The sequence below is a fragment of the Thermotoga caldifontis AZM44c09 genome, assembly GCF_000828655.1.
Classification (GTDB): domain Bacteria; phylum Thermotogota; class Thermotogae; order Thermotogales; family DSM-5069; genus Pseudothermotoga_A; species Pseudothermotoga_A caldifontis.
Window position 1 is genome coordinate 1933488 of sequence record NZ_AP014509.1, and the last position, 25942, is coordinate 1959429.

Annotated in this window: 28 protein-coding genes; 7 read left to right on the forward strand and 21 right to left on the reverse strand. The window is 51.3% G+C overall.

Annotated features, from left to right (window positions below; genetic code table 11):
* Positions 1-5 precede the first annotated feature (5 nt).
* The gene (gene pfp, locus TSP01S_RS09580) at positions 6-1265 is read left to right on the forward strand and encodes a diphosphate--fructose-6-phosphate 1-phosphotransferase (RefSeq protein ID WP_041078071.1); all 1260 of its coding nucleotides are present in this window, start codon (positions 6-8) and stop codon (positions 1263-1265) included.
* Between the two features lie 148 nt (positions 1266-1413).
* Here the strand turns inward: pfp and TSP01S_RS09585 are convergent, their stop codons facing one another.
* From TSP01S_RS09585 to TSP01S_RS09610, 6 genes are read right to left on the reverse strand one after another with little or no spacing between them, the layout of a single operon-like run.
* Positions 1414-2073, reverse strand: a complete 660-nt coding sequence (locus TSP01S_RS09585; RefSeq protein ID WP_070098365.1) for an HAD family hydrolase — start codon at positions 2071-2073, stop codon at positions 1414-1416.
* A 54-nt stretch (positions 2074-2127) separates the two neighbouring features.
* The gene (gene gcvPB, locus TSP01S_RS09590; protein WP_041078073.1) at positions 2128-3564 is read right to left on the reverse strand and encodes an aminomethyl-transferring glycine dehydrogenase subunit GcvPB; all 1437 of its coding nucleotides are present in this window, start codon (positions 3562-3564) and stop codon (positions 2128-2130) included.
* Entirely contained in the window at positions 3561-4892 is a 1332-nt protein-coding gene (gene gcvPA / locus TSP01S_RS09595) for an aminomethyl-transferring glycine dehydrogenase subunit GcvPA (protein ID WP_041078075.1), read from the reverse strand. The genes gcvPB and gcvPA overlap by 4 nt, the downstream gene beginning before the upstream one ends.
* Position 4893: 1 nt before the next feature.
* On the reverse strand, positions 4894-5265 hold the full coding sequence (gene gcvH / locus TSP01S_RS09600; RefSeq protein WP_041078077.1) for a glycine cleavage system protein GcvH: 372 nt from the start codon (positions 5263-5265) through the stop codon (positions 4894-4896).
* Positions 5266-5278: 13 nt separating this feature from the next.
* The gene (gene gcvT, locus TSP01S_RS09605; RefSeq protein ID WP_041078079.1) at positions 5279-6376 is read right to left on the reverse strand and encodes a glycine cleavage system aminomethyltransferase GcvT; all 1098 of its coding nucleotides are present in this window, start codon (positions 6374-6376) and stop codon (positions 5279-5281) included.
* Complete coding sequence (locus tag TSP01S_RS09610; RefSeq protein WP_231848565.1) at positions 6351-6596, reverse strand: putative signal transducing protein; 246 nt, start codon at positions 6594-6596, stop codon at positions 6351-6353. Before TSP01S_RS09610 ends, gcvT begins: the two co-directional genes overlap by 26 nt.
* 51 nt (positions 6597-6647) lie before the next feature.
* Between TSP01S_RS09610 and pfkA the strand changes: the two genes are divergently transcribed.
* Both pfkA and pyk read left to right on the forward strand, forming a co-directional pair.
* Positions 6648-7607 carry a 6-phosphofructokinase gene (pfkA, locus tag TSP01S_RS09615; protein WP_041078081.1) on the forward strand — a complete coding sequence of 320 codons (960 nt, stop codon included), beginning with the start codon at positions 6648-6650 and terminating at the stop codon, positions 7605-7607.
* A gap of 11 nt (positions 7608-7618) precedes the next feature.
* Positions 7619-9040 carry a pyruvate kinase gene (pyk, locus tag TSP01S_RS09620; RefSeq protein WP_041078083.1) on the forward strand — a complete coding sequence of 474 codons (1422 nt, stop codon included), beginning with the start codon at positions 7619-7621 and terminating at the stop codon, positions 9038-9040.
* 13 nt (positions 9041-9053) lie between these two features.
* On the opposite strand, the gene TSP01S_RS09625 is transcribed toward pyk, so the two are convergent.
* The 15 genes from TSP01S_RS09625 to rplU all read right to left on the reverse strand — a co-directional run bounded on the left by TSP01S_RS09625 (position 9054) and on the right by rplU (position 20815).
* Positions 9054-9929 carry a pseudouridine-5'-phosphate glycosidase gene (locus TSP01S_RS09625; protein ID WP_331708169.1) on the reverse strand — a complete coding sequence of 292 codons (876 nt, stop codon included), beginning with the start codon at positions 9927-9929 and terminating at the stop codon, positions 9054-9056.
* Positions 9926-10426, reverse strand: a complete 501-nt coding sequence (locus tag TSP01S_RS09630; RefSeq protein ID WP_041078736.1) for a nitroreductase family protein — start codon at positions 10424-10426, stop codon at positions 9926-9928. The genes TSP01S_RS09625 and TSP01S_RS09630 overlap by 4 nt, the downstream gene beginning before the upstream one ends.
* Positions 10427-10431: 5 nt before the next feature.
* The gene (locus TSP01S_RS09635) at positions 10432-11262 is read right to left on the reverse strand and encodes a DMT family transporter (protein WP_041078087.1); all 831 of its coding nucleotides are present in this window, start codon (positions 11260-11262) and stop codon (positions 10432-10434) included.
* Between the two features lie 89 nt (positions 11263-11351).
* On the reverse strand, positions 11352-12041 hold the full coding sequence (locus tag TSP01S_RS09640; RefSeq protein ID WP_041078089.1) for a zinc metallopeptidase: 690 nt from the start codon (positions 12039-12041) through the stop codon (positions 11352-11354).
* Positions 12042-12096: 55 nt separating this feature from the next.
* Positions 12097-13341, reverse strand: coding sequence for a DUF1015 domain-containing protein (locus TSP01S_RS09645; RefSeq protein ID WP_041078091.1), 1245 nt, complete (start codon positions 13339-13341; stop codon positions 12097-12099).
* Complete coding sequence (ybeY, locus tag TSP01S_RS09650) at positions 13331-13753, reverse strand: rRNA maturation RNase YbeY (RefSeq protein ID WP_231848566.1); 423 nt, start codon at positions 13751-13753, stop codon at positions 13331-13333. Before ybeY ends, TSP01S_RS09645 begins: the two co-directional genes overlap by 11 nt.
* Complete coding sequence (locus TSP01S_RS09655; protein ID WP_041078093.1) at positions 13683-15107, reverse strand: HDIG domain-containing metalloprotein; 1425 nt, start codon at positions 15105-15107, stop codon at positions 13683-13685. The genes ybeY and TSP01S_RS09655 overlap by 71 nt, the downstream gene beginning before the upstream one ends.
* Entirely contained in the window at positions 15091-16005 is a 915-nt protein-coding gene (locus tag TSP01S_RS09660; protein WP_052463662.1) for a PhoH family protein, read from the reverse strand. Before TSP01S_RS09660 ends, TSP01S_RS09655 begins: the two co-directional genes overlap by 17 nt.
* 74 nt (positions 16006-16079) lie before the next feature.
* Positions 16080-17258 (reverse strand): RNA polymerase sigma factor RpoD, encoded by a 1179-nt coding sequence (gene rpoD, locus TSP01S_RS09665; RefSeq protein WP_041078738.1) that lies wholly within the window; start codon positions 17256-17258, stop codon positions 16080-16082.
* Positions 17259-17268: 10 nt separating this feature from the next.
* A complete protein-coding gene (gene dnaG, locus TSP01S_RS09670; RefSeq protein WP_041078097.1) occupies positions 17269-18945 on the reverse strand; it encodes a DNA primase in 1677 nt (558 codons plus the stop codon).
* Between the two features lie 88 nt (positions 18946-19033).
* Positions 19034-19447 (reverse strand): 30S ribosomal protein S9, encoded by a 414-nt coding sequence (gene rpsI, locus TSP01S_RS09675; RefSeq protein WP_041078099.1) that lies wholly within the window; start codon positions 19445-19447, stop codon positions 19034-19036.
* 14 nt (positions 19448-19461) lie between these two features.
* Positions 19462-19905 carry a 50S ribosomal protein L13 gene (gene rplM, locus TSP01S_RS09680; RefSeq protein WP_041078101.1) on the reverse strand — a complete coding sequence of 148 codons (444 nt, stop codon included), beginning with the start codon at positions 19903-19905 and terminating at the stop codon, positions 19462-19464.
* A gap of 13 nt (positions 19906-19918) precedes the next feature.
* The gene (gene rpmA / locus TSP01S_RS09685; RefSeq protein WP_041078103.1) at positions 19919-20191 is read right to left on the reverse strand and encodes a 50S ribosomal protein L27; all 273 of its coding nucleotides are present in this window, start codon (positions 20189-20191) and stop codon (positions 19919-19921) included.
* On the reverse strand, positions 20160-20495 hold the full coding sequence (locus TSP01S_RS09690) for a ribosomal-processing cysteine protease Prp (RefSeq protein WP_041078105.1): 336 nt from the start codon (positions 20493-20495) through the stop codon (positions 20160-20162). Before TSP01S_RS09690 ends, rpmA begins: the two co-directional genes overlap by 32 nt.
* Positions 20492-20815 (reverse strand): 50S ribosomal protein L21, encoded by a 324-nt coding sequence (gene rplU, locus TSP01S_RS09695; protein ID WP_041078740.1) that lies wholly within the window; start codon positions 20813-20815, stop codon positions 20492-20494. Before rplU ends, TSP01S_RS09690 begins: the two co-directional genes overlap by 4 nt.
* 254 nt (positions 20816-21069) lie before the next feature.
* Between rplU and TSP01S_RS09700 the strand changes: the two genes are divergently transcribed.
* From TSP01S_RS09700 to TSP01S_RS09715, 4 genes are read left to right on the forward strand one after another with little or no spacing between them, the layout of a single operon-like run.
* Positions 21070-21591 carry a DUF2059 domain-containing protein gene (locus tag TSP01S_RS09700; protein WP_041078107.1) on the forward strand — a complete coding sequence of 174 codons (522 nt, stop codon included), beginning with the start codon at positions 21070-21072 and terminating at the stop codon, positions 21589-21591.
* Between the two features lie 14 nt (positions 21592-21605).
* Entirely contained in the window at positions 21606-21983 is a 378-nt protein-coding gene (locus TSP01S_RS09705; RefSeq protein WP_041078108.1) for a hypothetical protein, read from the forward strand.
* 46 nt (positions 21984-22029) lie between these two features.
* Positions 22030-24618 carry a valine--tRNA ligase gene (locus TSP01S_RS09710; RefSeq protein WP_041078110.1) on the forward strand — a complete coding sequence of 863 codons (2589 nt, stop codon included), beginning with the start codon at positions 22030-22032 and terminating at the stop codon, positions 24616-24618.
* Positions 24615-25937, forward strand: coding sequence for a bifunctional folylpolyglutamate synthase/dihydrofolate synthase (locus tag TSP01S_RS09715; protein ID WP_041078112.1), 1323 nt, complete (start codon positions 24615-24617; stop codon positions 25935-25937). Before TSP01S_RS09710 ends, TSP01S_RS09715 begins: the two co-directional genes overlap by 4 nt.
* The last annotated feature ends 5 nt before the right edge of the window (positions 25938-25942 follow it).

The window sequence follows — 25942 nt, forward strand, 5'->3', positions numbered from 1 at the left end:
TCACAGTGTCCGATCGTCTCGCGATCTTAGTTGGAGGAGGACCAGCCCCTGGCATCAACAGCGTTATCAACGCCGTGACCATCGAAGCGGTGAACAACGGCCTTGAAGTGATAGGCATCTACGATGGTTTTGAACACCTCATGAAGGGCAGAACGGATATGGTGAGACCGCTCAGCATTTCCGATGTGTCCAGAATTCACACCGAAGGTGGTTCGATCCTCAGAACCTCGCGGGCGAACCCCACCAAGAGCCAGAAAGACCTGGAGACAGTTGTGGAGACTTTAAAAAAACTGAACGTGAAGTACCTCGTGACCATCGGTGGAGACGATACCGCCTCTTCTGCTTCTGCCATTTCGAAGGTCGCGGGTGATACCATCCGCATAGCACACGTACCAAAAACGATCGACAACGATTTACCCCTGCCGGGCGGTATGCCCACGTTCGGTTACGAAACCGCTCGACACGTCGGTGCCGAACTGGTTTACAACCTCCTTCAGGATTCGAGGACCACGAACAGATGGTATTTCGTCGTCGTCATGGGAAGAAAAGCGGGTCACCTCGCGCTCGGCATAGGCAAAGCGGCGAGCGCCACCATAACAGTCATCGCGGAAGAGTTCCGAAAAGAGAAAATCAGTCTCGCAGAAGTGTGCGATGTACTTGAAGCTGCAATAATAAAACGCAGGGTATTAGGAAGAAACGATGGCCTGGCGGTCATCGCCGAGGGAATCGGTGAAATACTGGATGAAAACGAACTCGCAAGCATACCGGGTGTCATAGTCGAAAAAGATCCACACGGTCACATCAGATTGAGCGAGATACCGCTGGCAACGATACTCAAGAGGGAAATCCAGAAGCGGTTCGCCGAGCGCGGAGAAAAGATGGCGATCGTCGATGTGACGCTCGGTTACGAACTGAGGTGTGCTCGACCGATACCTTTCGACATCGATTACACCAGAACCCTCGGTTATGGGGCCGTGCAGTTTTTGCTGGGAAAGATCGCTTCCAACATGAAGGCCGGGATGGTTTGTCTGGACCAGGGAAGAATAACGATTCTGCCTTTTGAAGCATTCACCGATCCAGAGACGGGAAGGAGCAAGGTGAGGCTGGTTGATCTGAACTCCGAACACTACAAAGTCGCGAAGAGTTACATGATAAGGCTCACAAAGAAAGACCTCGAAGATCCTGTAATGCTCTCCAAGCTCGCAGCTGTAGCGAAGATGACTCCCGAGCAGTTCAGAGAGAGGTTCGCAAGAATAGCAGATTGAAAAACCCCGGCATCAAGCCGGGGTTTTCTCATTTCTTGCCCTTCTTTTCTTCTTTCTTCGTCGTTTCCTGTTTCTTTTCCTCTTTCTTCTGACCGCACGCCATCTTTCTCCCCCCCTTTGAATCCGATTCGCTCAAACCCATTTCGAGTTATTCAGAGAACAGTTCTCGCAGGTCTTTTTTTCCGTCTCTGGAAAACAGCTCTATAGACTTGTATTTCATGCCAACGCTCGTGCAAGATCCATCTAAAAGATCGTCATCACCTATCATGAGACAGTCTTTCGGGTCAACCGAGATGGCTTCACAGATTTCCAAAAAGTACCTCGGATCTGGTTTACAGAAGTGGGAGTTCTCCATGAACGTTGCGTAGTCGAAATCGGACAGGCTCAAACTGATCCATCTCAGACGTTTCTCAGTGGCACTTCTTGGGAAAATCGGATTCGTGGCAAGTACAACTAAAAGTCCCAATTGCTTCGCCTTCCTGAGTAACTCCAGAGTCTTCTCGTTCGGTTTGACCAGACCGTTGAGTGCTTCGAACTCTTCACTGTTGTAGAAGCTATCGAACACTTCCTTCCAGTCGAATTTCTCAAACTTGTCTGTGAGACACTTCACGAATCTTTCGTAGTTGTTGACCCTTCCATCGGAACACTTCGTGATCTGTGCTAAGCAATCGAGTATTTCAAAGTGATCCAAAGCCGTTTTGTATTTTTCCACCAGGAACACGTTGAAATTGAAAAAATACTCTTCGGCAAACCGTTCTTCGTCTACGACCGCGAGCGTTCCGTCGTAATCGAGTAAGAGCGCTTTCATTCACATCACCTCACTTTCTTCCTCTCGCCCCCTCTTTGGATTTTTCTCGATAAGTCAACGATATCTATAAATGGGATTCTTGGTGGCCGTTACATCATCCAGCCTTCTAATCGGTGTGGTGTACGGCGCGTTCTTGACCAACTCCGGATTGTTCGTCGCTTCCTCGACTATTTTACCCACAATCTCGGCGAATTTGTCAAGTGTCTGCTTGCTTTCCGTCTCCGTGGGTTCGATCATCATCGCTTCATGGACGATCAGCGGGAAATAGATCGTCGGGGCGTGGACCCCGTAATCCAGCAACCTTTTGGCAACGTCCAGTATGCGTACACCTGTTTTCTTGACGAACTCACTCCCGTCGATAACGAATTCGTGCATACAGGTTCTGTCAGAAGCCATTCTGAAATGCTTGGAAAGTAATTTCCTCAAATAGTTCGCGTTCAGAACGGCCATCTCACTCGCGTGCTTCAACCCGTCCTTTCCCATGGTCAGTATGTAAGCATAGGCTTTGACGAGGACGGCGAAATTTCCATAGAAACTCCTCATTCTACCGATGCTGTCCGGCAGATCGTAGTCAAGGTAGTAAGAGCCATCGTCGGATTTTCTGACCAGTGGCACCGGCAAAAAGCGTGCGAGGAACTGCTTTACCCCCACCGGTCCACTGCCCGGGCCTCCCATTCCATGCGGGGCCGAGAAGGTTTTGTGCAGGTTCAGATGAACGATGTCGAAGCCCATATCGCCCGGCCTGAATCTTCCCATGATGGCGTTCAGATTCGCCCCGTCGTAATAGAGCAAGGCACCCGCTTCGTGAACGAGTTTTGCGATCTCAAGAATATCCTTCTCGAAAAGTCCGAGCGTGTTCGGATTGGTGAGCATGAGAACGGCGACTCTGTCGTTCAGATGTTTTTTCAACTCCTCCACGTCCAGCAAGCCTTCTTTCGTTGATTTCAGTTCCACAACTTCGAAGCCTGCCATGGCTGCGGATGCTGGATTCGTTCCGTGTGCGGAATCCGGCACCAGTGCGATCGTTCTCTTCGTGTCGTTTCTGGAAAGATGGTACGCCCTGACGATGAGCATCCCGGTGAGTTCACCGTGCGCACCTGCGGCTGGCTGCAACGTCATTTCGTCCATGCCCGTTATCTCGCACAACGCTTTCTTCAACTCGTACATGAGCTGTAGCGCACCCTGGACGGACTCCACTGGCTGGTAAGGATGGATCTCGGTGAAACCCTCGAGCGACGCGAGGTATTCGTTCACCTTCGGATTGTACTTCATCGTGCAAGAACCGAGCGGGTAAAAGCCTCTGTCTACCGAGTAGTTCTTCGATGCGAGTTCCGTGTAGTGTCTGACCACGTCAACCTCACTCAGCTCCGGTAGACCCAGCTTTCTGGTCCTGACGAGGTGTTCTGGTATATCCATTTTTTCGAAACGCACACCGGACTCAGGTAACTTGAAACCGATTCTTCCGGCCGCGGATTTTTCAAAAACCGTCATTTGGCACCACGCTCCAGGGCGAACACCATTTGATCTATGCTCTCTTTAGTGTTGACCTCGGTCGCACAAGCGAGTGCGAGACCTTTGTACCTTCTGTCGAACCATTCCAACGGCAGTGGTGCGAGGAAACCTTCCTCGAAGAGCTTTTTCCAGCGGTGTGGGTAGTTTTCATCAACGAAAAAGACGAACTCGTTGAAGAAAGGACCGCTGAACCTCTGTTTGAACCCTTTCTCTTTCAGTTTCTCGGCAAAGTAATGGGCGTTCGCATAGCTCCTTTTGGCAACCTCGCGCAGTCCCTCGGGCCCCATGAGACTCATGTAGATGGCGTTGACGAGTGCCATCAGTGCGTGGTTCGTGCAGATGTTGGAAGTGGCTTTCTCTCGTCTGATGTGCTGTTCTCTGGTCTGAAGGATCATCACGTAACCAGTTCTACCTTCAACATCCTTCGTTTGTCCTATGATCCTGCCTGGCATCTTTCTGACGTGCTTTTCCAAAGTCGCGAAAAAGCCAACCGTGGGCCCACCGAAATTCGGAGTTATTCCGAGTGGCTGGCCGTCACCGACCACGATATCCGCCCCGAAGCTTCCGGGCGGTTCGAGCAAGGAAAGGGATATGGGTTCAGCAACAACGATGAATATGGTATCTTTCGCGATCTCCCGAACGCGCCTTAAATCTTCAATGACGCCGAAGAAATTCGGCTGCTGCACAACCACGGCACAGCTATCTTCGTTGACGAGTTTTGAGAGGGCTTCCACATCCGTTGCTCCACTCTCGTCCACAGGTACTGATGCGAAATTCAGACCAAAGCCCAGTGCGTACGTTTTACAGGTTTGCACGTACTCGGGGTGCACCGCCTCGCTCATCAAGATCTTCTTTCTGCCGTTGATCCTGTGGGCCATGAGCACTGCCTCGGCGAGCGCGGACGCACCATCGTACATGGAAGAGTTCGCAACTTCCATGCCTGTGAGTTCACAGATCATCGTCTGGTATTCGAACAGAGCCTGAAGCGTTCCCTGCGAAACTTCCGCCTGGTAAGGTGTGTAAGCGGTTACGAACTCTGGCCTCGAGGCCATGGCCTTCACAACGTGAGGTACGTAGTGAACGTAGATGCCTGCACCCATGAAAACTTTCTCTTTCTCTATCACAACGTTTTTCTGCGCGATGGATTTGATTTTCTTCACAACGCTGAATTCATCCAGCCCGTTCGGCAGGTTCAGCTCGCGCACGGTCATCGGCACGTCTCTGTAAAGATCGTCGATCGAATCTACACCTATCGTCTTGAGCATTTCACGTATTTCCTGTTCCGTGTGAGGCACGTAAGGAAACATGTTAGCCTTCCTCCTCGCAGAACCTCCTGTACGCTTCTTCGTCGAGAAGATCAGAAAGTTCTGCCGGATCGCTCATCTCGATCTTGACGAGCCATCCTTCTCCCTCGGCATCCTTGTTCAGAAGTTCCGGTTGGTTCGAAAGTTTTTCGTTCACCTCGACGATCTTTCCACTCACAGGTGCGTAGATATCACTCGCAGCTTTGACAGATTCAACACTCATGAACGCTTCACCTTTCTTCACAACCTTTCCCACCTGTGGCAGATCCACGTAGACCACGTCTCCGAGTTTTTCCTGTGCGTGGTTGGATATACCCACCACCGCCAGGTTTCCGTTCACTTCAACCCATTCGTGCGTCTTTGCAAACTTCTTCACGAGAGACACCTCCTCAAGCCGATGTGGTTTTTACACTCCCTCTGTAAAAAGGAAGTTTTACGATCCATCCTTTTACAGTCGCACCCTTCATGTCTATCGATACTTCTTCTCCCACCTTCAACGATGAATCGATCATCGCCAACGCAATGGAACTCTGAAGCGTTGGAGAAAACGTCCCACTGGTGATAATCCCAACCTGTTTCCCATCTTTCAAAACGGGCATGCCGTGCCTTGCGATACGCCTTCCTTCGAGTTTCAACCCCCTGATGCGCCTTTTGACCCCCTGCTCTTTCTGGGCGAGCAGGGCTTCTTTCCCGACAAAATCTTTTTCTAACTTCACGACCCAGCTCAATCCCGCTTCCAACGGTGTCACGGTCTCGTCCATATCGTTCCCGTAAAGCAGGTATGAGGCCTCGAGCCTGCAAACGTCCCTCGCTCCGAGCCCGGCAGGTTTCAGTGAGAAGTCCTTACCGAGTTCGAGGAGTCCCCGCCAGATGTACACGGTGTCTTGCCAATCGCAACAGATCTCAAAACCGTCTTCACCCGTATAGCCCGTCCTGCTGATCAGACACTTCTTCCCGAGAACTGTGAAATTCGCTGAGTGATAATACTTCAAAGATACGATTTCAGGCACGATCGATGAAAGCAGAGCCTCGCTCTTCGGTCCCTGTACGGCGATCAGACCGTAACGAAATGAAAGATCTTCGACCCGCACGTTGAAACGGCTTGACTGAGATTTGATCCATTCGAAATCTTTCTGCGTGTTGGCGGCGTTCACCACGAGCATCGCTTCGTCCTCGCCGAGCCTGTAAGCTATGAGATCATCGATGATCCCACCATTTTCGTTGCACATAACCGAGTACATCGCCTGACCTACGTTGATCGTACTGAAACTGTTCGTCAACAATCGGTCCAGGAACGCGACGGTGTCGGGTCCGCGAACGAATATCTCTCCCATGTGCGAAACGTCGAAAAGGGCCACGTTCTTTCTGACGGCTTCAACTTCTGCCACGATGCTCTCGTACTGAAGTGGCATCATCCAGCCCGCAAAATCAACCATCTTCGCACCCAGTTTGACGTGTTCTTCATAAAGTGGTGTCTTCTTCTCCATGCTTTTGCGCCTCCTCGATCAGTGAACGCGCCTCTTCGATTTTATCTTCCGGCACGAGTAGGTCCAGCAAACCACCCTGACCGAATATGACGGGATCGAACAATTTTGAAGTCCTCACAAGGACCTCTACACCGTTCTGTTCGAGCAGAGATTTCAGAAAATTTGCAAGCGTAACGTTGACACCCTCAACGAGGACTTTCCACAAGTGCATCACCTTCATCGTCGTTATATAATCTTCCAAGGACAATTCTAACACTCTGGGGGGTAGAAAATGAAAAGCATAGCTGTCATGACCAGTGGAGGAGATTCTCCAGGAATGAACGCGGCGATCAGAGCCGTCGTGAGGTACGGGGTCAGGAACGGTTTGAAAGTTTTCGGTATCGAGAGAGGTTACTGCGGCTTGATAGATGGAGCCATCAGGGAGATGAGCTTCGCTTCGGTGGCTGGGATCATGGAAAAGGGCGGAACCATACTGCGAACGAGCAGGTGTGGCGAATTCCTGACGAAGGAAGGAAGAGAAAAGGCTGCGAGGAATCTTGCAAAATTCGGCATAGAAGGGCTCGTCGTGATCGGAGGCGAGGGCAGTCTAACAGGTTCAGTGGTTTTCCACAAAGAGTTCGGAGTTCCAGTGATCGGTATACCCGGTACCATCGACAACGACATCGCATACACGGACATGTGTGTGGGAGTGGATACGTGCCTCAACACGGTGGTCGATGCGATTCAGAAACTCAAAGACACCGCCACTTCTCACGAACGCGCCTTCATCGTTGAAGTCATGGGAAGAGAGTCCGGATACATCGCGTTGATGTCGGCGATCGCCACGGGTGCGGAAGCGGTCATCATACCGGAGGTACCAGTGGACCTTGACCAGCTCGCCGCGAGACTGCTCGAAGAGAGAAAGCGTGGGAAACTCAACTGTATCGTCGTGGTGGCGGAGGGTGCGGGAAAGGCTGAAGATGTTGCAAGGAAGCTTTCAGCAAAAATAGGCTACGAAACGAGAATCTCTGTGCTGGGTCACATTCAAAGGGGTGGAAGTCCCACGGCTTTCGACAGGTTGCTCGCCACGCGCATGGGCGTCAGGGCGGTACAGGCTTTACTCGATGGTGAAAAGTGTGCGACGACCATACTCAAAGCTGGAAAGATCGAACTGGTGGAGACAGAAAAGGTTGTGGCCACGAAGAAGCAGCTGGACCTTTCTCTTTACGATCTCTGCATGACGCTGTCGTGAGGGTACGAACTATGACGAAGACCAAGATTCTCTGCAGCTTAGGGCCGAGCAGTGAAAATGAATCAACGATAAAAGAATTGTTGAACGCAGGTGTGAACGGTTTCAGACTGAGTGCCACCCACTACGATGTGGACAAACTGGTCACGCTGGTCAAACTGCTCGCTGAAATCAGGAGCGATTCCTCAACGGCCTTCTCGATCATAGTTGATCTACCCGGTTCCAAGTTGAGAGCAAAACCAGTCTCGAACTTTGAGTCACTGGAGTTACTGGAAGGTGAGACAGTCCTTCTTGTGGAATACGAACTTTCGACGAACAAGAAGCAGATCACGTTGAATGAACCATCGGTGCTGCGGCTGCTGGGCAAGGACGACATCGTCCTCCTCGACGATGGGAAGGCCCAGCTGAGGGTCGTCAAGAAGCAAGATAAGTATCTAGAATGCCTGGTGGAGAGGGCTGCAACGATCAAAAAGAATGCAGGGGTGAATCTACCAACCATCGAGCTCTCTGTTCCTTCCTTCACCGATAGAGACAAAGGCATCGTGAGGCGATTGGCCGATCTTCCGGTGGATTATTACTGTCTATCGTTCGTCAGATCATCGAGAGACGTTCAGGAAGCCAAGAACTTTCTTGAGACACTGAACTGCGAAGCTGCGATTCTGGCGAAGATAGAAACCAAGGAAGCCGTGAACGATTTTGAAAAGATCTGCAGTGTCAGTGATGGGATCATCGTGGCGAGGGGGGATCTCGCGATAGAAACATCGCTGGAGGAACTACCCATCCTTCAGAAAAAGCTGATAATGAAGGCTTCGAAGTTCAAAATCCCCATCGTTGTCGCCACACAGTTGCTCGAGTCGATGGTTGAAAAAGACCAACCAACCCGTACCGAGGTCACAGATATCGCCAACGCGATCCTCGACGGAGCAGATGCCTTGCTGTTAACTGTTGAAACTGCCGTTGGACAACGACCCGTTCTGGTGGTCGAAACGATGAAGAGAATCGTACAGAGCGTGGAAAAGCATCTGAATACGTACGGTGTATGGTTCGAGGCCAGACGAAGGGAGCCATCGACTGACACGTCGGACGCTATCGCCAAGAGTTCCTATGAAATCGCGAAAGAAACGCGCGCGAAGCTCATCATAGCCTCCACAGCTTCTGGTAGCACCGCACGACGCGTTTCTTATTTCAGACCAGAATGTCCCATTCTGGCAACCACACCCAAAGAGTTGACCTACCATCAATTGTGCATCGTCTGGGGCGTCATCCCCGTGCTCGTGCCGGAAGTCTACTCCGTCGACATCGTGCTGCATGTGGCGGTCGAGAAAGCGAAAGCGCTCGGATACGTGGAACCATCCGATACGGTCGTCATAACGCTCGGAACACCGTGTGGTGTGGTGGGAACGACGAACATGTTGAAGATACACACCGTTGAATGAAAGAGCTTCCGAATCAAAGCGACTCCTTTCGGCGCACCAGTTCGTTGACTATATCGCACGCGAGAGAAACGTTGTTCTTCAAAAGTTCGATGTTGCTTCTGACGGTTCTCCCGTTGGAGATCTCGGCGAGCTTTGCGAGCAAAAACGGTGTGACGGCCTTTCCTTCTATCCTGGATCTCTTCAGTTCCTCCTTTGCCCTCCTGTCCCACTCTGAAAGTAGTTCCTCGCTTATCTCGTACTCAGCGGGAATGGGATTGAAGATCAACACTGAACCAGGCAAGTTCAACCTGCACTTTTCAAGGTAGATCTCTACTATTTCAGAAACGCTGTCGACCCTCTGCACGGGAACATCGACTTCTCGAACGTAGAAGGCAGGCAGCTTGTTCGTTCTGTAACCAAGTACCGTAACTTGAAGTGTTTCGAGCATCTCGATCGTCGATCTCAGATCGAGCAAAGATTTCGGACCGGCAGAAACAACGATCATGCGCGTTCGTGAAAGTTCCACAAGATCTTGAGAGACGTCCCACCTCTGTATGCCGTGCACACCCCCGATACCGCCGGTCGCGAAAACCTCTATGTTGTTCATCGCTGCGATCCTCATCGTGGCACTCACGGTGGTGGCCGCCCATGCCTTCTTTGCCAGTGCTACCGCTACCTCCGCGACCCCAACCTTCATGACATCGTCCCTCATACCCAGCTGAACGAGTTCGTTCAGCGTCAAACCCACCCTGATCTGACCTTCTACTATGGCTATCGTCTTGGGTTCACAACCTTTCTGTCTGACGAGATCTTCGAGTTGCTGAGCGACCTGCACGTTCAGAGGCCTCGGCAGTCCATGGGCTATCACAGTCGATTCAAGGGCAACCATCCTTTCCATCGTCTTTCTCACCACGCTTCGTAGTGAATCCTTTCAGGTTTGAACCGATCGACAGGGTTCGGAGTTTCTGCAGGATAACCAACAGGAACGATCGAAAACGGTACGACGTGTCCTGGCAGTCCGAAGATCTTCCTGAACGCTTCCACGCGTTCTTCGTTCGGATAAACCCCGCACCAGACCGCTCCCAGCCCGAGTTCGACCGCTCTGAGCAGGATGTTCATCGTGGCTGCCGAACAATCCTGGACCCAGAAGCCCTTGTAAATCTCAAGGCTCGGATCTGCGCATACCAAGATCGCTACCGGTGCCTGCAGCACCATCCTGGCGTAAGGGTGAACCTCGGCGATCCTCTGCTTTCCCTCTTCGGACCTGATCACTATGAAGTGCCACGGTTGAGCGTTTCCTGCCGAAGGTGCGTGCATCGCTGCTCTTAAAAGTTCGGTCACGATCTCGTCTCCAACATCCTTATTTTGGTATTTTCTCACGCTCCTTCTCAAATAAATGATGCTCACGTTCTTCACCCCCTTTTCAGATTTCCAAGGATCGAAGCGGCAACAAGGATACACATACCGACCAACTGTGAAGACGTCACTCTTTCCGCGAGCAGCCAGAAAGCGAACAGGGATGCGAAGACTGGTTCGGCCGTGTAGATGAGCGCAGCCGAATTCGAACCCACGTCTTTCTGAAACTTCACCTGCACCCAGAAGGCCACGACGGTTGCAAGTATCGAGGTGAAAAGCAGGGCGAAGAGATAACTCCATTTGAATCCCACAGGTCCTCCTAAGGGTGCCAGAAAGAGATTGAACAGCGCAGTTAGGAGAAATTGGGGCAACAACAAACCAACTTCGTCGCAGTCTTTGTCATTCGTGTAGCGCGTGACGAGAACGATCTGGATCGCGAAGGCGATCGCACAGAAAAGGGTCAGTAGATCGCCGAGATTGAACGGATCTGCCGAGGGGCTACTCAGAAGGTACAGTCCCAGGATGGATAGGAGAAAAGAAAGGATTTGAAGACGCGACGGCCTAATCTTCTCGATGAAGAACGAGAAAACTGGCACGAACGGTACGTACAGAGATGTGATGAAACCGCTCTTGGTCGAACTGGTCAGTTTCAACCCGCTCGTTTGCGTTGCGTAGCCTATGCCGATGAACAGTCCCAGTATCAATCCTTCTTTCCAGCGGGGCTTCTTTCTGAAAAACAGGAGCGTGAACGAACTGGCGATGAGAAACCTGAACGAATTGTAAAAGAACGGATTGGACCCAGACAGGGCAACCTTCTGAACCGGGAAGGTCAATCCCCAGGCCACGGTAACGAGGAGCAGTGCCAGGATCGCTCTGACTCTTTTCATGTGTTGTGCGAGTTCACCTCCTCAGACAATGCTACCAAAAAAATAAGAGCCACACGCGAGTGTGGCTCTCAAAATTTTTTCTAACTCTTTCAATCTCTCCTTCCGAAAGCGCCTGCAATGAGGAGCATCCTGAGCAGTTGCAAAACAGCCGTCGCTGTTGCCGCAACGTACGTCAGCGCAGCAGCCGAGAGCACCTTCTTGACACCCTTGAGCTCTTCTTCGCTCATCAAAAGGCTTTCTCTCAAAAGTTTGAGCGCCTTTCTGCTGGCATCATACTCGACAGGCAGAGTCACCAGGCTGAACAGCACGGCCAGCGAGAAGAGAACGATCCCGAACTGCCAGAGCCCAGGTACTGCAAAGATGATGCCCATTATGAAGAGTATCCACGCGAGAGACGAACCCAAACTCGCGACGGGCGCAAGGATCGTTCTGAACACCAACAGTGGATTCTTCTGTGCATCCTGTATGGCGTGTCCGATCTCGTGTGCGACCACGCCCAGCGCTGCCACAGATTGACTCGCGTAAGTGGCCGAAGACAACCTGACGACCTTGCTTCTCGGATCGTAGTGGTCAGTCAAATGGCCCGGCACAGCTTCGACGCGCACGTTGTAGATGCCCGCTATCTCAAGCAACCTCATGGCGAGCTGGCTTCCGGTGAGTCCTACTGAGGCTCTGAACTTCGAATACTCTGAAAAGGCTGTACTCACCTTGACCTGCGCCCAGACGGCGAGTATGAGCGCGGGTATCAGAAGCAGAAACGTTGGATCGTAGAAGAACATGCTTTCACCTCCTCGTTCCACACCAATTCTAAGACGATTCTGTAAAACTACATGTTCAAATCAGGTGAACGAAAAGTCCACTCTTGAGTTTTGGTTCGAACCACGTCGACTTCGGTGGCATGATCAAGTTCGCATCCGCAACGCTCATCAATTCTTCCAGAGACGTTGGATAGAGCGCGAACGCGACTGCCCAACCCTTGTTCAAAACGTAATCTTCGAGCGCGTTGAGACCGTGTATACCGCCAACAAAATCGATCCTCTTGTCTGTCCTCGGGTCCTTAATGTTCAGAATTCTATCCAGCACCTCTCTCTGCAATATCGAGACATCCAGGGTCGCTGTGGGATCGGATTCAGCCTGCTTCAAGATTTCATCCTTCACTTTCAACCTGTACCACGTGTTTGCCAAGAACATACCAAATTCATGCTTTTCCTTGGGTTTGTACGGCTGAGCAGGCGCTTTCTCAACGATGAACGCCTGACCCAGTCGGTTCAAAAACTCCTCCACGCTGAGACCGTTCAAGTCTTTCACAACCCTGTTGTAATCGTATATCTTGAGTTGACTGTGAGGAAAGACGACACCCACAAAATAGTTGTACTCTTCCATTCCCGTGTGATTGGGATTTCTGCTGGCCATCCTTTCTGCGACTCTCACAGCCGCGGCAGCCCTGTGGTGACCGTCTGCGATGTAAAACACCGGCACTTCTTCAAACGCTTGCTTGATTTGTTCTACGGCAGCTCTGTCTCTGACGGCGTAGATAGTCTGTCTGACCCCATCTTCATCCACGAAATCGTATTCAGGTTCCTGATCGGTGAAAGACTCGATCAGACTGTCTATCTTCTGATTGGAACGATAGAACAGGAACACCAATCCCGTTTGTGCTCGCAAGCATTCTATGTGTTTGACTCTTTCTTCTTCTTTTTCTTTCCTGGTCAGCTCGTGCTTTTTGATCTTCGAATCGATGTACTCTCTGGCAGAAAACGTCGCGACCAGACCGGTCTGGGTGTGATCGTGCGAGATCTGTCTGTAGATGTAGAAACAGTCTTGATCCTCCTGGAAGAAGATCCCATCTTCGATGTACTTCTGAAGGTTTCGCTTCGCCACCGCCAAGGCTTCCTCAGAGGCTGGATCGACCGGACGTTCGAAGTTCACCTCCGGCTTCGTCACTCTGTAAAAAGCCAGAGGGTTCGACAGTACGATCTTTCGTGCTTCTTCAGAACTTATCACGTCGTACGGTTTCACAGCAACCTTGGCCGCGAACTCCCTTTTTGGCCTGAGGGCCCTGAAAGGCTTAACAACCACCGCGTTCAACCTCCTTTAAGTACTCTTCCTGTTTGTGGAACATGACCTCTGAACGACTCGTGTCGAACTCGTGATCGTAACCTGCAAGGTGCAGTGTGGCGTGAATCGTGACCCTCAGCAGTTCCTCCTCATAGTCGCAGCCGAACTTGCGTGCGTTTCTCGATATCACGACAGGACAGAGAAATATTTCACCGTATAGATCCTGATCGTTGTAAACGAACGTCAGCACATCGGTCGAACCCTTGACCTTTCTGAAGGCTTCGTTCAACCTGGCGATGGTCTTTTCACCGACGAAGAAAACATCCACTGAGACGTTTCCTATTTCCTCTTCCACGATTTTCTCAACGATCTTTCGTATTCTCCTGATCGGAACCCTGTGTTTCGTTCGATTTTGAATCCGGATTTTCGGCAAGCACGATCACCCGCTTTATCTCTTCCTTGGGATATTCTATCCTCGATTTGAACATGTTGAGCAAGACTTTGGCGAATTCATTCGCAATCGCCTCGAGATCCTTCAGGGTCAGGCCCGATTCGTCGAGTTCACGCTCGTTGTATATACCCGAAACAATCTCTTCAACGAGCGACTTGATCCTGCCCGCGCTGGGATTCTTCACGCTCCTGAACGCCGCCTCGACGGAATCCGCAAGCATGATGATACCAGCCTCTTTGAACTGTGGTTTCGGACCTGTGTATCTGAATTCGTCCTCGCTGAGGTTTTCACCCATCTCTCTCGCTTTGTGGTAGAAATACTTCTGCACCCGCGTACCGTGGTGCTGGGGGATCACGTCTTGGACCAGAAGGGGTAACCTGTGGCGACGCGCTAGCTCCAATCCGTATTTCACGTGATCCAGAACGATCAGATGGCTGAGCTTCGGGTTGAGCTCATCGTGCGGGTTCCTATCCTGAATGTTCTCCGTGTAAAAGTAAGGTCTTTTCACCTTGCCGATGTCGTGGAAATACGCGGCCGTCCTGGCGAGGATCGGATTCGCCCCGATCTTCTCCGCGGCGGCTTCCGCAAGGTTTGCGAGGATCGTCGAATGATAGTAAGTGCCCGGTGCCCGCAGGGAAAGGAGCTTGATCAGAGGATGGTTCATGTTACCGAGTTCGACCAGATCTATGTCTGAGTACACCAAGCTCGCGTACTCCACGAAAGGAAGCAATCCGAGGTCTACCACCGAGAACAAAAACGGCGCCGAGAGTGAAAACAGAGGATTACGATCGAACGAGAGACCTTCCTCAGAGAACAAGCTCAACAGCAGGAACAAAGCGTTGCACAACGCTGTGAAAAATGCGGGTCTGATAATCTGCAGCCTTTTCTTCAACCCAGAACCAGTCACGGCAGTGACGATGCTGCTCACCAGGATCAAACCGAATTCGATAGGCGTTGGCTCAACGCTCATGATCAGCATAACAGAGAAAAAAACGGCCACACTGACGGCCAACTTCCTGTCGGTCAGGAGGGCGAGCAAGAGGATGGGAGCGAAGAACGGCGAAGCCAACAGACCGAACCTCACCAGGATCATCCTGGAAACGAAGGAACCGACCAGTAGTATAGAGAAAACGAGTGCAGGATAAGCTCTGTGCAATGAAAATGGTTTTCTCTCGAGTTCTGGCGTGACGACAGCCAGCCACAGGACGACCAGTCCCACGTATTCGGCAAGAAATCTTGGCGGAGCGTGCAGGTTGGGGAACTGGATCAGAAATAGCGAAGCAAGAACTATCGGAAAGTGATACCATCTCTTCGCCAGATCACTTATCGGAGCCATTCTTTTTCCTCTCGTACTCTTCGTAGGCCTTTATTATGTTCCTCACGACAGGGTGTCTGACCACGTCAGCATCGCTCAGGTACACGAAACCTATACCATCGATGCCTTTCAGTATCTTCTCGCACTCGATAAGTCCGGACTGCTGCCTGTCTATGTCCACCTGTGTCACATCCCCCGTGATCACGGCTTTGGAGTTGAAACCTATGCGCGTCAGAAACATCTTCATCTGCTGGTGTGTCGCATTCTGAGCTTCGTCCAGAATGATGAAACAGTTGTTCAGCGTTCTTCCCCTCATGAACGCCAGCGGGGCTATCTCTATGATACCCCTCTGCCTGTAGGCGTAGAACTTGTCGGCGGAGATCATATCCAGAATGGCATCGTAAATGGGCCTGAGGTATGGATCCACCTTCTCGACCAGATCGCCCGGAAGAAAACCCAACTTCTCACCGGCTTCGACCGCGGGCCTGGTCAGAACGATGCGCTGAACCAATCCGTTCTTCAGGTAATCTAAGGCCATGGCTACCGCCAGGTAAGTTTTGCCAGTTCCAGCCGGTCCTATCGCAAAGACCACATCGTACTTCTTCATAGCCTCTATGTACTCAGACTGGCCCTTGGTCTTGGGCCTAATCCTTCCAACCAGAGGCGGCTGTTGCGGTACATCTGAAGCTTTCGCTGAGTCGGAGTAGAAACTCACCAAGGCTTCGAATTCCTGCCAGTCCAGAGCATAACCTTTTCTTGCGGCGGCGATCACCTGAGATATGATGTTCTCAACTATTTCAACGGCTGTTTCATCGTTCCCGGCGACTATGATTCTCTTGTCCGAGACGTCGATGCTCACAGGAAAACGTTTCTTCAAAAATCTCAACCTGTTGTCGTACTGGCCAAGCACGACAACCATGTCAACACTCTCAGGGATTTCCAACGTTCTGGTAGCCAGTTACTCACCACCTCCAAACACGATTATAATCGTCATCACCTCTCGTGGTCGTCGAGGAGGGTTATCAAAGACTTCAAATACTTGCTCCTGGAAGGATGTCTCAACTTCCTTAAAGCTTTCACCTCGATCTGCCTTATTCTTTCCCTTGTCACGTTGAAGTACTGACCGACCTCTTCGAGCGTTTTGGCCTTGCCATCGAGCAGTCCATAGCGCATCTTCAGCACCATCGCTTCCCTGGGGTTCAGGGTCTTCAGAACCTTTTCCAGCTCTTCCCTTATGAGCATCCTCATGGCTTCCTTCTTTGGAGAGGCTATGCTTTCGTCGGCGATGAAGTCTCCCATCACGGAATCTTCGTCTTCACCAACTGGAGACTCCAGAGAAACAGTTTCACGTGACGCCTGCAGCACTTCTTCGATCTTTTCTACAGGTTTGTTCATCAGCTTGGCGAGCTCTTCCACCGTTGGCTGTTCACCGTACTTCTGATAGTACTCCCTGCTAACCCTGTTCAGCTTGTTGATCGTTTCGACCATGTGCACCGGGATCCTTATGGTCCTCGCTTGATCGGCGATCGCGCGCGTGATCGCCTGCCTGATCCACCAAGTTGCGTAGGTGCTGAACTTGTAACCCTTCCTCCAGTCGAATTTTTCTACGGCTTTGAGCAAACCGATGTTGCCCTCCTGAATGAGGTCGAGGAAAGAGAGGCCGCGGCCAATGTAACGTTTGGCTATACTCACCACCAACCGCAGGTTGGACTCAATGAGTTTTTTCTTGGCCCTCTCGTTTCCCATCTGGGCGCGCCTCGCGAGTTCCCTCTCCTGCGACGGTGTGAGCAACGGTATCTTCCCGATCTCCCTCAGGTACATCTTTATCGGATCTTTGAGGGACACGTTGTCGTAGACCTCGGGACCTTCTTCTTCCACGGCCGAGATGCCTTCAACTTCAGACTCGATCTCGTCAAGAGACTCCGGCTCGGAGTCCTGGATCGTTATCTTGTTCTTTTCCAGTTCTTCGTAGATCCTCTCGATCAATGAAGAATCGAAGCCGTCGTAATCCGGCGGGAAAGCGCGGTCTATATCATCGTAGGTGATGAATCCTTTCCTTTTACCGAGCCTGATGAGGTTCTTGATCTTTTTCTCTATCTCCTCCGGGCTGAGTACCTTGGCGGGTTTTTCTTCTTTCTCATCGTAGAGCGCCTTTTCTTCCTGCTCTACCATCTTTTCCTTTTCAGGTTCCACCTCGATCACCTCCCAGTGATCTGAGTTGAGAAACCAGCTCAAGCCGTTTTTTCAAGAGGAGGCTACGTTCTTCGTCGTTCTGACAAGAAGTCAGTTTACTGTCGATTTGTGACAATTCCCTTTCAACAGCTTTTCTCGCAAAACGCCTTTTCACGTCGCTCAGCATCTTGTTCGGATCGCCTTCGGGTATCTTTGCCAGCACTCTGAACGCGTATTCTCTCAAGTCTGTATCCAGCTCGGACAGATCCCTGTTTTCGCGCAAGAAGGATAGCAACCTTTTCGTTCTCTCGGAAAGGAGCTGTGGATCTATCTCATCGATCTCGTTCCTCAATTCTTCATGCGTTATGTACAGATAGACTATGTAGTCTTCTTCGTTCGGGAGTGTGGCCTCAACGATCGGTGTGACCGGCTTGCTCTGGAGTCTGAACATCTCACCTACTTGTGCTGTAGAAAGCCTTGTCCTTTTTGAAACGGCTTCAACCAACTTTTCGTACCTGTCCATCCTCCTGTCTCTCAGCAGAATCTGAGCCCAAATTTTGAGTGTGCCGATGTATTTTTCAAGGCCCGCACTGGTTGAGACGTTGAAGAATTTCTCGTAGACCTCCACCAGGTAATCTTCGAAAGGAATCGACCCTGAAAGGAGTTTTTTCAAGAACTCGGGCCCGTATTTCTTGTAGACATCGTCTGGGTCCTTTTCGGGCAACCTCAGGATCGCAACGTCAAAAGAAGCTTCGAGCAGAACTTTCAAAGATCTCAACGTCGCTTTGACACCAGCATCGTCGTTGTCGAAGCTCAGAATCACGTTCTTTGTCAGAGGCACGAGCTTCGTTATGTGTTCCCTCGTCAAACTGGTGCCGAGAACCGCAACCGCGTTGGTCACACCGGCCCTGTGGAAGGCCAGGGCGTCGAAGTAACCTTCGCAGATCACGGCAAAGTCCAGAGCTTTGATGGCCTTCTTTGCCTTATCCAGCATGAACAGCACCGTCTTTTTTGAGAAAAACTTCGTCTCGGGAGAGTTCATGTACTTGGGTTCTCGATCGTCTAGGCTCCTGCCTGCGAGAGCAACTATTTTGCCGTTCTCGTCCCTTATGGGCAGTATCAATCTGTTTTCAAAGAGGTCCACACCCGTGCTCGGTCTGTAGAGCCCATACTGCAACGCTTTCTCGTCCGGCAAGGACATGGCCCGTGCCACCCTTTGGGCGATACGGGAGTTCTGGGGACTGAAGCCGAATTCGAAAGACCTCACTTCTTCCTCGGAAAATCCCCTCCTGATGAGGTACTCAACGACGGGCCTGTGCTGTTCGAGCTGTTTCCTGTACTCCGTGAAAACCCTCGTGAGGTACTCTACGTAGACGTCTTTTTCCGAACGACCTGAGGATACTTTGAGCTCTATTCCCGCCATTTTGGCGAGCCTTTCCAGAGCTTCCTGGAAAGAGATGTGTTCTATTTCCTGAAGGAACTTGATCGCATCGCCAGCCGCTCCGCAACCAAAACAGTGGTACAGCTTCAGGTCTGGATTCACGAAAAAAGATGGGGTCTTTTCAGTGTGAAACGGACACAACCCCCTGTAGCTGGAACCCACCTTTTGTAGAGAGACGTACTGGGAAACGAGCTCGACGATGTCGACAGACTTTTTGATCCTTTCTATGAGATCCCTGTTCACCATCGTGAGGTTACTCGCGGAAGCTTCACCGGTCTTGTTTGACTGGCGAATGAACGAAACGGTTCAAAGGGGGCACAGGCCCCCAACGGTTTCATCTCTTGGAGTACTGAGGAGCCCTGCGGGCTTTCTTCAGTCCGTACTTCTTCCTCTCCACCATCCTCGGGTCTCTCGTGAGCATGCCCTTCTCTCTCAACGTTGGTCTCAAGTTCTCATCGAACTGCACGAGCGCCCTCGCAAGCCCCAACCTCACTGCACCAGCCTGTCCGGAAAGTCCTCCACCCCTGACGTTGATCATCACGTCGAACTTTCCAACCATGTTCGTCACAACGAGCGGTTCCATCGCGTGCTTGGCTCTCACCGTGTCTTTAAAATACTCTTCTGCGTTTGAGTATTCCTTGTCGTTTATGATGAGCTTTCCATTACCAGGTTTCAGATACACACGGGCGACGGAAGTCTTCCTTCTACCAACGCCATGGTAAATGACCTGTTCGGTAGCGACGGCCATCGTTCACCCTCCCATCATATTTCGATCGGTATTGGCTTTTGAGCTTCGTGGGGGTGTTTATCAGAAGCGTACACTTTGAGCCTCTTCAGGTACCTGTCTCCAAGTGCTCTCTTGGGCAACATTCTTTTCACTGCCAGGTATATCAACCTTTCGGGATGTGTCTGGAGCAGTTGCCTCGCCGTTTGCATCTTCAATCCACCTGGATAATTGCTGTGGCGGTAATAGATCTTCTGATCGAGTTTCTTACCCGTCAGGACGACCTTGTCCGCGTTGATGACCACCACGTAGTTGCCGTTGTCAACGCCTGGGAAGAACGTCGGTTCGTTCTTTCCCATCAAATACTTGGCTATCTGACTCGCAAGCCTACCAAGTACTTTCCCGGACGCGTCGACCAGATACCATTTTCCTCCAGCGTTCCTCACGATCGTGGTTTTCTGTATCGGTAAAGGGCGTGCCATTTTCTGTCCCTCCTCATTGTTCCTGTGGAATGACCTTTACGAACTTTCTGTTCCTTCTCTCGTAAAACTTGACAATCCCATCCTTGAGAGCAAAGAGTGTGAAATCCCTGCCGCAACCCACGTTCTCTCCCGGATGGATCTTGGTTCCTCTCTGCCTCACGATTATGTTACCAGCTCTGACCAACTGACCGTCTCCAACCTTCACCCCAAGGTACTTCGGATTGCTGTCCCTGTTACCTATCGAACCGCTCTTCCTACGACCGAACAACTGTATGTCGATTTTCATCGATCTTCACCTCCACCGACAAGTTTTGTGGGTACTGCGACCTGATGTTATCAACGCTTCGATAGAGTTCTTCGATCAAAAGATCCGACATTTCGCTCGGCTGAGCCAGTTCTACTTTCAACCTTGCTGGTCCCTTTTCAACGATGGCCCCACAGCGTTCGGCGAGCATTCTTGCCGTGTGCTGTGCCAATGCGCTCACGGCCGCACAGACGATGTCTCTTCCCTTGGCATCGAATTCGCTGTGACCTTCAAAAGAGAAGGAGACGTAGTGGCCGTTCACCGAAGTGAACCTCGCCTTTATCACGAGCCCTCACCAACGTTGATCTTCTCGATCCTGACCAGAGTGTACCACTGTCTGTGTCCACGCCTTCTTCGAACGTTCTTCTTTGGCCGGTACCTTATCGACATCACCTTTCGGGCTTTCTCGTGTTTCATCACGATGCCTTGAACGCTGCAACCTTCCACGTAAGGCTGACCTATCTTGACTCCCTGGTCTGTAGAGACGTGAACCACACGGTCGAACACGACCGGTTCACCCTCTGCTTGCGGCAGTTTCTCCACCGCCACGATGTCACCTTCACTGACACGGTACTGCTTTCCGCCAGTTTCGATGATCGCGTACACGCACACACCTCCCTGGTAAGACAGGCACTGAAAAACGTAGTTCCACCGAACCGTGGAACCTTTATGACGTTTTTCAAGTGCCGAACGTATGATCAGCACGAGTATTCTATCACCACTATCATTAAGGTTTAGAAAATAAAACTTTACACAAACGTTCCGCACCCCCACGTCTTCGACGCTTCGCCCTGGAAAAATATGAAATTGGAACTTGAAAAATATGAAGATATGCTTTACAATTTTTGTGAGGTGGTCACATGGTGCTCGCAGTGACTCTGATCGTGGCGGGACTTGGATTGCTGATCTTCGGTGCCAGGGTGTTTTTTGCTGTGCTGTTCCTCGCCGCAGGGCTCTATCTCATCATTTCACTTTTGAAGATCAGGATCAGGAACAAAAGAAGGCGAGAGAAAGAACTTTCTTTCCTCAAAGAACAGCTCAGAGACAAGCTCAGTGAGGAAGATTTAGAATGGCTCACGAGCTTTTTCACATCACCGACGGGAAGAAAACTCATCGTCTGGATCGAAGACAAACATGACAACACCACCGTGAGGATCTCGATACCCGTTTCGTTGATCCTGCTTTTGAAACCGTTCCTCAACTCGCTCGCACCGATCGCTGCACGGTTTTTGAACAAGAAGATACCTTTCTCCGTGTCGGAAGAAGATCTGAAGGTCGCGATGAAGTTGATCAATTCTTGTCTTGACGAGATATCAACGTACAGGGGAGACTTCGTCCTCGTCGAAACTGAAACCACAACGGTCAGGATCGGTCTGGTGTGAAAGGGGGGAAATCGATGAGGGATGAACTTTTGAAGCTGTTCAAGCTCGTCAGGGACGGTAAACTGAGTCCAGAGGAAGCGGTGGAGATAGCAGAGACCGTTGGAATCTTTTCACAGCCCCAGGAGATGACGAAGGAAAAATCGTCCAGAAGGATGCTCTACGTTCAGATCAGGAGTCCCAAGGGAGAAAAGGTCGATGTGAAGATCCCTCTGAGTATGGCACAGTTGTTGAAGCTCTCTTTACCTGTCTTCAAAGAGAAGATACCGAACGTCGATGTGGAAAGTATATCGAAGCAACTGGATCAGGTACTTGAAAAACTGGAAGAATTCGAAGGAGACATGGTGAACATATCGAGCGAGGATGGCACAATCGTGCGTGTGTTCGTGGGCTAACGTTGTGGTAAAATTCTCTCCGAAGGATCCTGGAGGTGCAAAAAACATGGACCTCGGTACCCGATACGCTCCCGAAACTATCGAAAGAAAATGGTACGAGTTCTGGCTGAACAAGGGTTACTTCACCCCGACAGGCGTCGGAGAACCTTTCGTCATAGTCATTCCGCCTCCGAACATCACCGGGCGCATCCACATGGGACACGCCCTCAACATAACCCTGCAGGATATACTCGTCCGCTACAAGAGGATGAGAGGTTACGATACCCTCTGGGTTCCTGGGGAAGACCATGCAGGTATAGCGACGCAGAACGCTGTCGAGAAGTACCTTGCTTCACAGGGTTTGACCCGTGAGCAACTCGGCAGGGAAAAGTTCCTGGAAGTCGTGTGGAACTGGGCGAAGAAGTATAGGAAAGAGATCAGGCAGCAGATAGAAACGCTCGGTGCTTCGGTGGACTGGACGAGGGAAAGGTTCACCCTGGACGAGGGTCTTTCCCGTGCAGTTAGGAAAGTCTTCGTCGAGCTCTACAAACGAGGTTTGATCTACAGGGGCAAATACATGGTGAACTGGTGTCCCAGGTGCAAGACGGTGCTGGCGGACGACGAGGTCGAGCACGAAGAGACTCAGGGGAAACTCTATTACGTCAAGTACCCGCTGCTGGACTCACACGATTACATCGTGGTGGCCACCACCCGCCCGGAGACGATGCTGGGCGACACCGCCGTCGCCGTGAATCCGAAAGATGAAAGGTACAAGCACCTGGTAGGTAAGAAGGCGATACTGCCACTGGTGGGCCGTGAACTGCAGATCGTTGCGGACGAATACGTTGATCCAGCGTTCGGCACGGGCGCGGTGAAGATCACTCCCGCCCACGATCCGAACGATTTCGAGGTGGCGAAACGGCACAACTTACCGCTGGTGGACATCTTTGACGATAACGCCGTGGTGAACGAGAATGGAGGTAAATACAAAGGTCTCGACAGATACAGGGCAAGGGAAGCCATAGTCGCGGATCTCGAGGCGGAAGGTTATCTGCTCAAGGTTGAAAACATTGTCCACGCCATCGGTCACTGCTACAGGTGTGAAACGGTGGTAGAACCAAGGCTGATGGACCAGTGGTTCGTCAGGATGAAACCCCTTGCGGAAAAAGCGATCGAAGCGGTTGAAACCGGTGAGGTGAAATTCGTACCAGAAAGATGGAAGAAGGTCTATCTGCACTGGATGTACAACGTGAGGGATTGGTGCATAAGCAGACAGCTCTGGTGGGGTCACAGGATTCCCGTCTGGTACTGCGAAGACTGTGGAGAAACGATCGTCGAGGAAGAGGAACCAAAGGCGTGTCCACGCTGCGGTTCGAACCGTTTGAAACAGGACGAAGACGTGCTCGATACGTGGTTCTCTTCAGCGCTATGGCCGTTCTCAACGCTCGGATGGCCTGAAGAAACGGACGATCTCAAGAGGTATTACCCCACCACGGTACTCGTCACAGGTTTCGACATCATCTTCTTCTGGGTCGCACGGATGATCATGATGGGCTATCATTTCATGGGCGAGAAACCTTTCAGTTACGTGTACATCCACCAGCTGATTCGCGACAAGTTTGGACGGAAGATGAGCAAATCCTTAGGCAACGGTATAGACCCGATAGACATGGCGGAGAAGTACGGGACAGATCCTGTTCGCTTCACGCTCGCCATCCTCGCCGCCCAGGGAGTCGACATAAAACTGGACGAGAGGTACTTCGACACGTACAGAAAGTTTGCGAACAAAATCTGGAACGCCACCAGGTTCGCCCTCATGAACCTCGAAGGGTTCGAACCCATCGAACTGGACGGTCTGGACATCGCAGACAGATGGATCCTTTCGAGGCTCCAGAAAACAACACGGACCGTCACAGAAGCTCTGGAAAGCTACGATTTCAACGTCGCCGCCAAAGCTCTGTACGATTTCTTCTGGGACGAGTTCTGCGACTGGTACATCGAGTGTGCAAAACCGAGGCTGTCCCTTGAAACGAGGAGAATTGTTCAAAACGTGCTGGTCAAGGTCCTCGACGTGAGCTTCAGATTGCTGCATCCCTTCATGCCGTTCCTCTCCGAAGAACTCTGGCAGAAACTTCCCATCGCGAGAGAATCGATCGTGATCGCTCCGTGGCCGGAAGTGGAAGACAACCTCATCGACGAAGAGGCGGAGAAATCCTTCTCGACCATCCAGCAGATCGTCAGGGGCGTGAGGAACATCCGCGCGGAACTGAACGTGCCACCCAAGCAACCTCTCCAACTTTTCGTCGTCGGAAGGCCGCTCTCGAATGAAGAGGAACTCTACGTCAAGAAGCTGGCTTTCGTTGAACAAATTGAACACGTTCCCAGAAAGCCAGAAAGATGCGCGACCGCTTTCGTATCCAGCGAGGTTCATGTCTATGTGAACGTGGAAGGTATGAACATCGAAGAAGAGATCAAACGACTCGAAAAGAACATCTCGAAGCTCGAAGAAGACAGAGAATGGCTCCAGAGAAAACTGTCGGACGAAAACTTCCTGACCCGGGCGCCCGAAGATGCCATCAACGAAGCGAAACAGAAGCTGTCCCAGGTGGAAGAAAGGCTGAAAATTTTGAGACAGATCTTGGAGGATCTCTCATGAATTATCTCCAGATGCTCGAATACCTTTACAAAGAAAGACCTTCAGGAAAGATCACGCTGGGCCTCGAGAGGATCGCCAGGCTCTGCGAGATGCTTGGAAATCCTCAGAACAGTTTTCGCAGCGTTCACATCACGGGGACCAACGGAAAGGGATCCGTCACCAAGCTCTTGAGTAACCTGATGATAGAACACGGTTTTCAAACTGGCGGTTATTACTCACCACACCTTTCAACGTTCAAAGAGAGAATCCTCGTGAACGAAAGGTTCGTGCCTGACGAGCTGTACTCAGAATGCTTCGAGCGGGTACAGAGGTTCGCCCGGATCATGGACGAGGAGGGGGAGACGAACAAACCCAGTTTCTTCGAATTCACAACGGCGATGGCGTTCTGCATCTTCCAGAGGTTGAACGTTAGAACGGCCGCAATAGAAGTTGGTCTCGGTGGAAGGTTCGACGCGACGAACGTTTTGAAGAGCGATGTGGCCGTCATAGTCACGGTGGATTACGATCACATGCACATCCTCGGTGACACTCTGGAGAAGATCGCTTTCGAGAAAGCTGGCATCGTGAAAGATTCGATCCCGACGGTGTGTGGTGAGACCAAACCAGGACCAGTCGAAGTGATCAAGAACGTTTGCAGAGAAAAACACAGCAAGCTTCATCTTTTCGGTGTAGACTTCACTTTCGAGAACACCGAAATGAAGCTCAACGAGAACAGATTCGATTTCAAAGGTTTGAAAGACTTCAGAGCCCTCGAACTGACGCTCAACGGTGAGCACCAGTTTCTGAACGCCGCGGTGGCACTCCAGGCGTTTTTGCTGTTCGCCGAAAGGGTCGGTTTCGAGGTCAAGGAAGCTGCCGTTCGGAGGGCACTGAAGAAGACGACCCATCCTGGGAGGTTCGAAGTCATCGAAGGAAAGCCGAGGTACATTTTCGACGGGGCACACAACGCGCCGGCCGCGGCGAGTCTGAAAAAGACCATCGAAACGTACTTGAAAGGTGAAAAGCTTGCAGGACTCGTCGGTGTACTGGACGATAAAGACAAGGTCGGGGTGCTCTCACGGCTCGGACCACTGTTCGAAAGGCTGATTGTAACGCGCGTGATCTCTCACCGCTCTGTGAAACCTGAAGAAACTTACGAGATAGCGAAACAGTTCAACAGGAACGTCTCGTTCGAACCGGATCCCATCAAAGCCATAGAGACGCTAAAGCAGGAGGGCTGGCCGACGATAATAATAACAGGTTCGCTGTACCTCGTCGGGTACATAAGGGACTACGTTCTGGACGGAAAACTGGAACCAGAATGGTCGATCGTGAGGTGAGCCCT